Here is a 10,381-nt window from a genome sequence, read left to right as displayed (position 1 = left end):
GGCGATCTCAGGCGAGGGGCAGGGCGAGGCGCAGATCCGCGTTCAGCCGCATCAGCAGCCACTGCATGCCGGCGAGGTGCTGGTGGTCGTGGCTGACCAGCAGGCGCACCAGACCGTCCAGGGTTATCTCCCCATAGCCGCCATAGTGGGCTCGCCGTTCCCATGCCGAGGCTGGCAGCTCCCTTAGCCAGGCGACTGTCTCGGTGCGGGCGGCGCGAAAGCGGGCCCGCTGGGTGGCGGGATCCTGCTGGGGATAGTCGTTATCCAGCGCCAACTGATAGCCATCGAGGGAGACTAGTTCGGGCAGGCTCTCCGTCAGGGTGCGCTGGAAACGGACCCGATAACCCAGCGTCTCTATATCCAGCAGATGGCAGAGGTGACCCTGGGCACTGAAGCGCTCGGAGGGGATGCCGGCCCAGTTGGCGGGCTCCCAGTTCAGGTGATCGGCGGGCACCTGCGCCAACAGGTGCTCGAACTGATCCGGCATGGACAGCAGTGTGGTAAAGATATTCATCCTTGATTCCTGTTCCTTGTTCAAGCGGCCCTTCGCATGAGGCGCCTACCGCACCTCGTCAACGTCAAGGGCAGTCAGGCCTGATCGCCGAGGTGACTGGCATGGAAGCGCAGGTGCGCCTCGATGAAGCTTGCCACGAAGTAGTAGCTGTGATCGTAACCGGCGTGACGATTGAGCTCCAGCGGCCAGGCCTTGGTTGCCGCGACCTCGGCCAGGGCATCGATGCAGAGCTGCTCGGCCAGGAAGGGGTCGTCCAGTCCGACGTCCACCAGGGTTGGCAGCGGCGTCGTCTCGTGGTGGCGCAGCAGCTGGCAGGCATCCCACTCCTGCCACAGCAGGGGATTGTTGCCGAGGTAGGCACCGAGTGCCTTCTGGCCCCAGGGGCAGCGGCTCGGGTGACTGATGGGGCTAAACGCCGATACCGAGCGATAGCGTCCGGGTTCGCGCAGGGCGGCGATCAGCGCCCCGTGACCGCCCATGGAGTGACCGCTGATGGCGCGCCTTGTCGAGATTGGGAAGTGGGTCTCGATAAGCTCGGGCAGTTCGCGGGTGACGTAGTCATACATCTGGTAGTTGTCGCGCCAGGGGCTCTGGGTCGCATTGACGTAAAAGCCCGCCCCCATGCCGAGATCGTAGCCGGGGTCATCCGCGACACCTTCCCCGCGCGGGCTGGTGTCCGGTGCCACCAGGGCGATGCCAAGCTCGGCGGCGATACGCTGGGCGCCCGCCTTCTGCATGAAGTTTTCATCGGTGCAGGTGAGGCCGGAGAGCCAGTAGAGCACGGGCACCTTCTGGCCGGTGAGGGCCTGGGGTGGCAGATAGACGGCGAAGCGCATCTCGCAATCGAGCACGCTTGAGCGGTGGCGATACTGCTTGTGCCAGCCGCCGAAACTCTTGTTGCTGCTGATGATGTCCAGATTCATCTATGAACTCCTCAGCCCCGCGCATTCATCGATGGGCGGGGCCGTGATGGGATCAGTAGTGGATGACGGTGCGGATGCTCTTGCCTTCGTGCATCAGCTCGAACGCCTCGTTGATCTGCTCGAGCGGCATGGTGTGGGTGATGAAGTCATCGAGGCGGAACTCACCCTGCATGTAGCGCTGCACATAGCTCGGCAGTTCGCTGCGACCCCGTACCCCACCGAAGGCGCTGCCGCGCCAGACCCGGCCGGTGACCAGCTGGAACGGACGGGTGCTGATCTCCTGGCCGGCGCCAGCCACACCGATGATGACCGACTCGCCCCAACCCTTGTGGCAGCACTCGAGCGCGGCGCGCATCACCTTGACGTTGCCGATGCACTCGAACGAAAAGTCGACGCCGCCGTCGGTCATCTCGACGATCACCTCCTGGATGGGCTTGTCATAGTCGTTCGGGTTGATGCAGTCGGTGGCGCCGAGTTTGCGGGCCAGCTCGAACTTGCTCTCGTTGATGTCGATGGCGATGATGCGGCCTGCCTTGGCCAGACGGGCACCGATCACGGCGGAGAGGCCGATGCCACCCAGTCCGAAGATGGCGACGCTCTCACCCTCTTTGACCTTGGCGGTGTTCATCACGGCGCCGATGCCAGTGGTGACGCCACAACCCAGCAGGCAGACCTCTTCCAGCGGCGCGGCCGGATCCACCTTGGCGATGGAGATCTCCGGCAATACCGTGTATTCGCTGAAGGTGGAGGTGCCCATGTAGTGGTAGATGGGCTGCCCATCCTTGGAGAAACGGGTGGTGCCGTCTGGCATCAGCCCCTTGCCCTGGGTGGTGCGGATCTTCTGGCATAGGTTGGTCTTGCCGGACTTGCAGAACTTGCACTCGCCACATTCGGGGGTGTAGAGCGGGATCACGTGATCGCCGACCTTGACGCTGGTGACGCCCTCACCGATTGACTCGACGATACCGCCGCCTTCATGGCCGAGGATGCAGGGGAAGACCCCTTCCGGATCTTCACCGGACAGGGTGAAGGCATCGGTGTGGCAGACGCCGGTCGCGACGATACGCACCCGCACTTCTCCCGCCTGGGGAGGCATGACATCCACCTCTTCGATTGTGAGGGGCTGACCCGGGCCCCAGGCGATGGCGGCCTTACACTTGATGCTTTGAACCTGTGCCATGAATGACATCCTCTTGTTGAATGGGTGAACAGAAATGGGTTCGGACAATCAGTGTAGTTTCCCGCCGATTTGGTGATAATGAGGCTAAATATCAAATCACTTTTACACATAGGTAATAATGTTCGGCTGGGAAGGGATCTGTGAATTTGTCAGCGTGGCGGAGCAGGGGGGCTTTACCCCGGCGGCGCGCAAGCTGGGGGTGTCGGTGGCCCAGGTCAGCCGCCAGGTGGCGCAGCTGGAAGACAGGCTGCAGGCCAAGCTGTTGCTGCGCACCACCCGCCAGGTGCGGCTCACCGAGCTCGGCGAGATCTATTATCGCCACTGCCGTCAGTTGCTCGACAACCTCTATGAGGCCGAGCTGGCACTCGGCCAGCATCAGGCCCAGCCACAGGGGCTGCTGCGCATCACGGCGCCGGTCTCCTATGGTGAGAGCCGCATCGCGCCGCTGGTGAACGACTTCATGGTGCGCTTCCCCCAGCTGGAGGTGACCCTCAACCTCACCAACCAGCTGCTGGATCTGGTGCACGAGGGGTTCGATCTCGCGATCCGGCTCGGTCATCTCAAGGACTCGACCCTGGTGGCGCGCAAGCTGGCCAAGCGAGTGCCCTATGTGTGCGCCTCACCCGCTTATACCGCCCGCCACGGCATGCCCAACAGCCTGTCCGAGCTCGCTCGCCATACCTGTCTGGTGGGCAATGGCGACGAGTGGCACTTCACCCTGAACGGTAAACCCCACAGCGTACGGGTGCGTGGCCTGTTGCAGTGCAACAGCGGCCACGCCTTGCTGGATGCGGCGCTCAAGGGGATCGGTATCATCCAGCTACCGGACTACTACGTGGGCGACCATCTGGCCAGGGGGGATCTTATCGAGCTGCTGCCCGAGCTGCGGGCGCCGGAGGAGGGCATCTGGGCGCTCTATCCCCATAATCGCCACCTCTCCCCCAAGGTGCGGCTGCTGGTGGACTATCTGGCCGAGCGGCTCAGCGATCCTGCCCAGCCGGCCTTGGTGCGCCCCATCGGCTAACGCTCTGATGACAAAACGATCCCCATAAAAAAGGCGCTGTCCCCATCAGGTGTTGGAAGACCAATCTTGAAGTAGGTCATCACCGTGAGAGCCGTCATCATGAATACCCAGCCTTTCAACAGCTGTTGTCTCTCTTCCCATTACTTGCGCCAGCGCCCTGTTACTCCAGCTACCCGCACCGACATGGCACAGTTTGACTCCCTTTGTCAGCCCCCCAGCCTGGGCTGTGATCGTCCTGTCCGGCGGGCACGCTGTGTGGCACACCCTCACCAGCACAAAGCTCCGCCTGCCCCCTAGAACCGGCGCGGTAGACAGCAGATCCTGCAGCGGCCCCCACCGGACGGGGGGATGGCCGTACCAGATGGACAAGCCCATACACATCCACCCTTGGCTAGACTGGGCCAGTCGTCTTATGACACCCATTTGGCGCATTTGCCCGCCACTCTATCTGGAAGGATCCGATATGAAACCCTTGTTGACCGCCCTCTTGCTCCCCCTGCTGCCCCTCGTCGTGCAGGCCGCCGAACCCGTCTGGATCACGGTCGGTGCCGACAGCGGCGTCGAACTCAAGCAGGTCAAGGCCAAGCTGGCCCCCCTGTTCAGCGCGAGCGGTGCCCCGGTACAGCTGGCCCAGGTCGAGGCAAGTGAGCTCGGCACCCTCTCCCACCTGATGCACGAAGGTCATCAGCGCTGCGGCGGCTATGTGGTGCACAGCACCCTTGCCGACGCGCTGCAGAGCATGGCCCAGCCCATCAGCCAGAACCTGTTCAGTGCCCCGCCGCTGACCCAGGGGGCCAGCGTCAACCGGCTGCTGCCCTATCTGGATCAGGGCAACATAGTCGGCACCATCAGCCAGCTCGCCAGCTGGCGCAACCGTTACTACACCAGCACCACAGGGGTACAGTCGGCCGACTGGGTGGCCGGCCAGTGGCAGAGTCTGAGCGCCGCTCTGCCCTGGGCCAGCGTCAGCCGGGTCAAGCACAGCGGCTATCCGCAGCAATCCGTGGTGCTGACCCTCAAGGGCAGCCGCTACCCGGACGAAGTGGTGGTGCTCGGCGGCCACCTCGACTCCACCGCGGGCTCTGCCCCCAACAGCCGCACCCTGGCACCGGGCGCCGACGACGATGCCTCCGGCATTGCCACCCTGACCGAGGTGCTGCGGGTCATCGCCGAGCAAGGTCGCCAGCCGGAACGCACCCTGCAGTTTATCGGCTATGCGGCGGAAGAGGTGGGGCTGCGCGGCTCCAAGGACATCGCCACCCGCTATAAAGCCGCCAACACCAAGGTGCTGGCGGCGCTGCAGCTGGATATGACCAACTATCAGGGATCGGCGGAAGACATCGTCTTCATGACTGACTACACCGACAAGGGGTTGACCGGCTATCTGGCCCAGCTGCTCGACGCCTATCTGCCCCAGATCCGCTACGGCTACGACAGCTGTGGTTACGGCTGTTCTGATCACGCCTCCTGGCACAATCAGGGCTACCCGGCCGCCATGCCGTTCGAGTCGCGCTTCAACGACTACAACCCCAACATCCACACCGCCCAGGACACATTGCAAAACTCGGATCCCTCGGCCGCCCATGCCCTCAAGTTTGCCCAGCTGGCTACCAGCTTCGCCATCGAGATGGGCAAGATAAACTGAGGCCCAGGGGGCGATGAGCCATGTAAAAAAAGGCCCACTTTCGTGGGCCTTTTTGCATTGTTTGCATGGGCGGGAAGCTTATTCCCGTTCCTTGACGTAGGGAGTGCCGAGCGCCTTGGGTGCCACCGCCTTGCCGATGAAACCGGCCAGCAGGAACACGGTCAGGATGTAAGGCAGTGCCTCTATGGCCTGTACCGGGATCGGGAAGTCGCCGATGCTGACCCCTTGCAGCCGGATGGCGACGGCGTCGAGGAAGCCGAACAGCAGGCAGGCCGCCATGGCGCTCCAGGGCTTCCATTTGCCAAACACCAGCGCCGCCAGCGCCATGAAGCCCTTGCCCGCACTCATGTTCGGGATGAACTGGGCGGTCTGGGCCACGGCCAGGTAGGTGCCACCGATGCCGGCCAGCAGACCGCCGATGATGAGCGCTATGTAGCGCATCCGCACCACAGAGATACCGGCGGTATCGACCGCGGCCGGGGCCTCACCCACGGCGCGCAGACGCAGCCCGAAACGGGTACGAAACAGCACCCACCAGGCCAGCGGCACGGCGGCGAAGGCCACGTACTCCAGCAGGGAGTGACCGCTCAGCAGCTCGCTGTAGAGCTGGCCGATAACCGGCACGTCGTACAGCTCCTTGGCGTAAGGCAGATCGATGGGGGCGAAGCGGGCCGCGCCGGACAGCGCCGGCGTCTGGCCACCCTGATCGAACCAGTAACGGCCGAGGGTGACGGTCAGACCGGCCGCCAGTATGTTGATGGCCATGCCGCTCACCACCTGATCACCGCGGTGGGTGATGGTGGAGAAACCGTGCAGCAGGGCGAACAGGATGGAGACACCCACCCCGGCGCCGAGGCCTATCCAGGCCGAGCCGGAGACAGCCGCCGCCGCCGCACTGGCGAAGGCCGCCGCCAGCAGCTTGCCTTCCAGCGCGATGTTGACCACCCCGGATCGCTCGCAAAACATGCCGGCCATGGCGGCCAGAATCAACGGTGGCGCGGTACGGATTGTGGCATCCAGCATCAAGATCAGGGTTTCAAACATGGCTTGGACTCCCTTCTACGCGCAGAACATTCCTGTCATTCATGGCGGCCAGAATGAGCGGTGGAGCAGTACGAATGGTCGCATCCAGCATCAATATCAGCGTTTCGAACATGGTCAGGCTCCTTTGACTTGCGCGGCTGAGCGGTTGGCGAAGGCCAGATAGGCCTGCTCGATACGCGGGCGCAGCATGTGCTCAAGGGCGCCACAGAACAGGATCACCAGACCCTGCAGCACCACGACGATGTTGCGATCCACCCCGAATTCGAAGCTGAGCTCGGCGCCGCCCTGATAGAGGAAGCCGAACAGCAGGCTGGCGATGATGACGCCAACCGGGTGATTACGCCCCATCAGCGCCACCGCGATCCCGGTGAAACCGAAACCTTCCACGAAGTTCAGCTTGATCTGGTGCAGCTCACCCTGCAGCACGTTGAGGGCGAAGAAGCCCGCCAGCATGCCGGAGATCACCATGGCCAGGATCACCACCTTGGGATAGGAGATGCCCGCATAGGAAGAGGCGCTTTGGCTGGCGCCGACCGAGCGGATCTCGTAACCCCAGCGGGTATGCCAGATGAAGACCCACACCAGCAGCGCGCAGATCAACGCCCAGACGAAGCTGATGTTGAGCGGGCTATTTGGCATTTCCACACCAAACCCGGCCGCCAGTTCACTCATCTTCGGCAGCCAGCTCGCCATGGCAAACACCTTGCTTTCGGTGGCCATGGATCCTGGCGGCTTGAAGACGTCGACCAGCAGATAGGCCATCAGGGACGCGGCGATGAAGTTGAACATGATGGTGGTGATGACGATGTGGCTGCCACGCTTGGCTTGTAGCCAGGCCGGGATGAAGGCCCAGGCCGCGCCGAACAGAGCACCAGCGATGATGGCCAGCGGCAGCAGCAGGGCGAACGGCAGCACATCGCCGAGCAGCAGGCAGACCAGCCCGACGCCGAGGCCGCCGATATAGGCCTGACCCTCACCGCCGATGTTGAACAGGCCGGCGTGGAAGGCCACTGCTACCGCCAGACCGGTAAAGATAAAACCGGTCGCGTAGTAGAGGGTGAAGCCTATCCCCTCGCCGGTGCCGAAGGCGCCGTACCACATGATGTCGGCGGCATCGAGCGGGTTGATGTCGAGGTAATAGAACAAGATGGCCGACACCAGGAAGGCCAGCAGTATGTTGATCGCGGGCAGCACGCCCACGGAGATCCAGGCTGGGATACGTGTTTGGCTCATGGGCGAGCCTCCTTGGCAATCTCGTCGGGGACTATGTTAGCCATCATAAGGCCTATGGTGCGTTCGTCCGCCTTGGCGCCGTCCAGCTCACCGACGATGCGACCATCGGCGATGACCAGGATGCGGTCAGACAGGCTCATGATCTCGTCCAGCTCCACCGACACCAGCAGCACCGCCTTGCCCTTGTCGCGCATGGCAATGATCTGCTGGTGGATATACTCGATGGCGCCGATGTCGACGCCACGGGTCGGCTGACCGACCAGCAGCACATCCGGGTCTTGCTCCACCTCGCGGGCGATCACCAGTTTCTGCTGGTTGCCGCCGGAGAAGTTCGCCGTCTTGTGCTCAGGATGGGGCGGGCGCACGTCCCACTTGTCCATCTTGGCCTGGCAATCCTGGCGGATCGCCTCCTTGTTCTGCAGCCAGCCCTTGTTGTACTGGGCACGTCTGTGATAACCGAGGATGAAGGCCTCTTTCGCCTCGAAGCGATTGATCAGCCCCATCTTGTGGCGGTCTTCCGGGATGTGGCCGAGACCGAAGTTACGCACCTGTTCCGGGTTGGCCGGTTGCGCCAGGTTCACCACGTGGGCCTGGCCGTTGCCGTGGATGGTGAAGTTGCCCTTGCTCGGCTTGATGATGCCGCCGAGCAGGCTGAGCAGCTCGGACTGACCGTTGCCGGAGACGCCGGCGATGCCGACCACTTCCCCTGCGCGGACCTCGAAGCTGACGGATTTGACCCGTTCCACCTTGGCATCATCGAAATAAGACAACCCCTCAACCTTGAGCTTGGCCTCGCCCGGCTGGGCGGCGCCCTTGTCGACCTTGAGGCGCACCTTGCGGCCCACCATCAGTTCGGCGAGCTGCTCCTTGTCGGTATCCTTGGTGGCGACGTGGGCCACCATCTCGCCACGGCGCATGATGGAGACCTGATCGGTAATGGCCAGGATCTCCCGCAGCTTGTGGGTGATGAGGATGATGGTCGCGCCCTGATCGCGCAGCTTTTTTAGCACCTCGAACAGGTGATCCGCCTCTTGCGGGGTCAGTACCCCGGTCGGCTCGTCGAGGATCAGGATGCGGGCACCGCGATAGAGCGCCTTGAGGATCTCGACCCGCTGTTGCAGGCCCACCGGCAGATCCTCGACCTTCTCGTGCAGCGGCACCTCGAGACCATAGTCCCGTGCCAGCTCGCCGAGCAATTTCTCGGCCGCCGCCAGGCTCTTGCCCAGATGCCAGCCGTTTTCCGCGCCGAGGATGACGTTCTCCAGCACGGTGAAGTTGTTCACCAGCATAAAATGCTGATGCACCATGCCCACGCCTGCGGCAATCGCATCTTGTGAGCCATGGGGTTTGAAGGGGCTACCGTCGATCAGCATCTCGCCTTTATCGGCGTGGTAGAAACCGTAGATGATGCTCATCAGGGTCGACTTGCCGGCGCCATTTTCGCCGACGATGCCGTGAATACTGCCTTTACGAACCTTGAGGTCGATCTGCTTGTTGGCGTATACGTCGCCGAACCGCTTATCGATACCTCTTAATTCGATGGCATAGCGATCTGTCTGGTCCATGATGCAGTCCTTGCGGGTCATGAAGGAGAGACTAAAAACCGGCCCGTGCGGGCCGGTCATTTAGGGTTGAGAGTCGTAGCAATGACTCAGTATTTGCAGGAGTTGTCACTCATATAGTCGTGCACTTTGATCTTGCCGGCGATGATGTCGGCCTTGATGGCGTCAACCTTGGTTTTCATTTCCGGCGTGATCAGCGCCTTGTTGTTCTCGTCGATTGCCCAATCCACACCACCTTCGGCCAGACCCAGGGTCTGGATACCCGGTTTCCAGGTGCCCTTGGCGCCGTCATCCCAGGACTTGTACGCGGCCAGGCCGACGTCCTTGACCATGGAGGTCAGCATGGTGCCCGGTTGCAGGTGGTTCTGGTTGGAATCCACGCCGATGGCAAACTTGCCTTCGTCCTTGGCTGCCTGGTAAACACCGATACCGGTACCGCCGGCGGCGGCATAGACCACGTCAGCGCCCTTGGCGAACTGGGACTTGGCCAGTTCTGCACCCTTGGCCGGGTCAGCAAAGGCCGCCGGGGTGGAGCCGGTCATGTTCTGGTACACGTCGATCTTCGGATTGATGTACTTGGCGCCCTGCTCGTAGCCGCACTGGAATTTGCGGATCAGCGGGATGTCCATGCCGCCCACGAAGCCGACTTTGCCGGTCTTGGAAGCGATGGCAGCCAGCGCGCCCACCAGGAAGGAACCTTCATGCTCCTTGAAGATGAGGGACTGTACGTTCGGCTTGTCGACCACCATGTCGATGATGGTGAACTGGGTTTTCGGGAATTCGGTGGCGACTTTCTCTACCGCGGAACCCATGTTGAAGCCAACGGCGACGATCGGGCTGTTGCCACGGCTGGCCAGACGGCGCAGACCCTGCTCACGCTGGGCTTCGTTCTGGGGTTCGAACTCCTTGACCTTGACGCCTTTGTCCTTGTTGTAGACTTCGACGCCGTTACGGAACACGGCTTCGTTGAATGACTTGTCGAATTTGCCGGCGGTGTCATAGATGACGGCAGGGTCGGAGGCTGCCTGGGCAGAAAGGGCAGCAAGGGTGAGGGCGGCCACGGTGGCCAGCTTGAGCACTTTAGTCACGATCGTATCCTTGATTGTTATGTGAGGGTCCACAACCTGTCTGAACAGGTCATAAAGCACGCTGGCTAACTGTAAGTGAGCCAGTTTGTGGGTCAAGGAGATCATAAAGGAAAAACGTTTGCGTTAACGGTTTGAAATATAAGCAAATTGCTTTATAAGTGTTTGTTT

The 10,381-nt window shown here is 62.2% G+C and carries 9 protein-coding genes; 2 read left to right on the top strand and 7 right to left on the bottom strand.

Features of this window, described 5'->3' with window-relative positions; all coding sequences use genetic code 11:
* Positions 1 to 7: 7 nt before the first annotated feature.
* From BN1137_RS04665 to BN1137_RS04655, 3 genes are all read right to left on the bottom strand, one after another.
* The gene (locus tag BN1137_RS04665) at positions 8 to 514 is read right to left on the bottom strand and encodes a DinB family protein (protein WP_050717484.1); all 507 of its coding nucleotides are present in this window, start codon (positions 512 to 514) and stop codon (positions 8 to 10) included.
* A 74-nt stretch (positions 515 to 588) separates the two neighbouring features.
* On the bottom strand, positions 589 to 1,437 hold the full coding sequence (gene fghA / locus BN1137_RS04660; RefSeq protein ID WP_050717483.1) for an S-formylglutathione hydrolase: 849 nt from the start codon (positions 1,435 to 1,437) through the stop codon (positions 589 to 591).
* 52 nt (positions 1,438 to 1,489) lie between these two features.
* Entirely contained in the window at positions 1,490 to 2,617 is a 1,128-nt protein-coding gene (locus tag BN1137_RS04655; RefSeq protein ID WP_050717482.1) for an S-(hydroxymethyl)glutathione dehydrogenase/class III alcohol dehydrogenase, read from the bottom strand.
* A 118-nt stretch (positions 2,618 to 2,735) separates the two neighbouring features.
* Here BN1137_RS04655 and BN1137_RS04650 point away from each other — a divergent pair, with 118 nt between their 5' ends.
* Both BN1137_RS04650 and BN1137_RS04640 read left to right on the top strand, forming a co-directional pair.
* On the top strand, positions 2,736 to 3,641 hold the full coding sequence (locus tag BN1137_RS04650) for a LysR substrate-binding domain-containing protein (RefSeq protein WP_050717481.1): 906 nt from the start codon (positions 2,736 to 2,738) through the stop codon (positions 3,639 to 3,641).
* Positions 3,642 to 4,104: 463 nt separating this feature from the next.
* The gene (locus BN1137_RS04640) at positions 4,105 to 5,286 is read left to right on the top strand and encodes a M28 family metallopeptidase (protein WP_050717479.1); all 1,182 of its coding nucleotides are present in this window, start codon (positions 4,105 to 4,107) and stop codon (positions 5,284 to 5,286) included.
* Positions 5,287 to 5,364: 78 nt separating this feature from the next.
* On the opposite strand, the gene BN1137_RS04635 is transcribed toward BN1137_RS04640, so the two are convergent.
* The 4 genes from BN1137_RS04635 to BN1137_RS04620 all read right to left on the bottom strand — a co-directional run bounded on the left by BN1137_RS04635 (position 5,365) and on the right by BN1137_RS04620 (position 10,213).
* The gene (locus BN1137_RS04635; RefSeq protein WP_050717478.1) at positions 5,365 to 6,330 is read right to left on the bottom strand and encodes an ABC transporter permease; all 966 of its coding nucleotides are present in this window, start codon (positions 6,328 to 6,330) and stop codon (positions 5,365 to 5,367) included.
* Between the two features lie 114 nt (positions 6,331 to 6,444).
* Positions 6,445 to 7,563 carry an ABC transporter permease gene (locus BN1137_RS04630; protein ID WP_050717477.1) on the bottom strand — a complete coding sequence of 373 codons (1,119 nt, stop codon included), beginning with the start codon at positions 7,561 to 7,563 and terminating at the stop codon, positions 6,445 to 6,447.
* Positions 7,560 to 9,128: an ABC transporter ATP-binding protein gene (locus BN1137_RS04625; RefSeq protein ID WP_050717490.1), complete on the bottom strand. Its 1,569-nt coding sequence runs from the start codon at positions 9,126 to 9,128 to the stop codon at positions 7,560 to 7,562. Before BN1137_RS04625 ends, BN1137_RS04630 begins: the two co-directional genes overlap by 4 nt.
* 86 nt (positions 9,129 to 9,214) lie before the next feature.
* Complete coding sequence (locus BN1137_RS04620) at positions 9,215 to 10,213, bottom strand: BMP family lipoprotein (RefSeq protein ID WP_050717476.1); 999 nt, start codon at positions 10,211 to 10,213, stop codon at positions 9,215 to 9,217.
* Positions 10,214 to 10,381: the final 168 nt, after the last annotated feature.

Source organism: Aeromonas tecta (assembly GCF_000820185.1).
Taxonomy (GTDB): domain Bacteria; phylum Pseudomonadota; class Gammaproteobacteria; order Enterobacterales; family Aeromonadaceae; genus Aeromonas; species Aeromonas tecta.
Note: the sequence above shows the minus strand (reverse complement) of the source record. Positions and strands in the feature narration are given on the sequence as shown.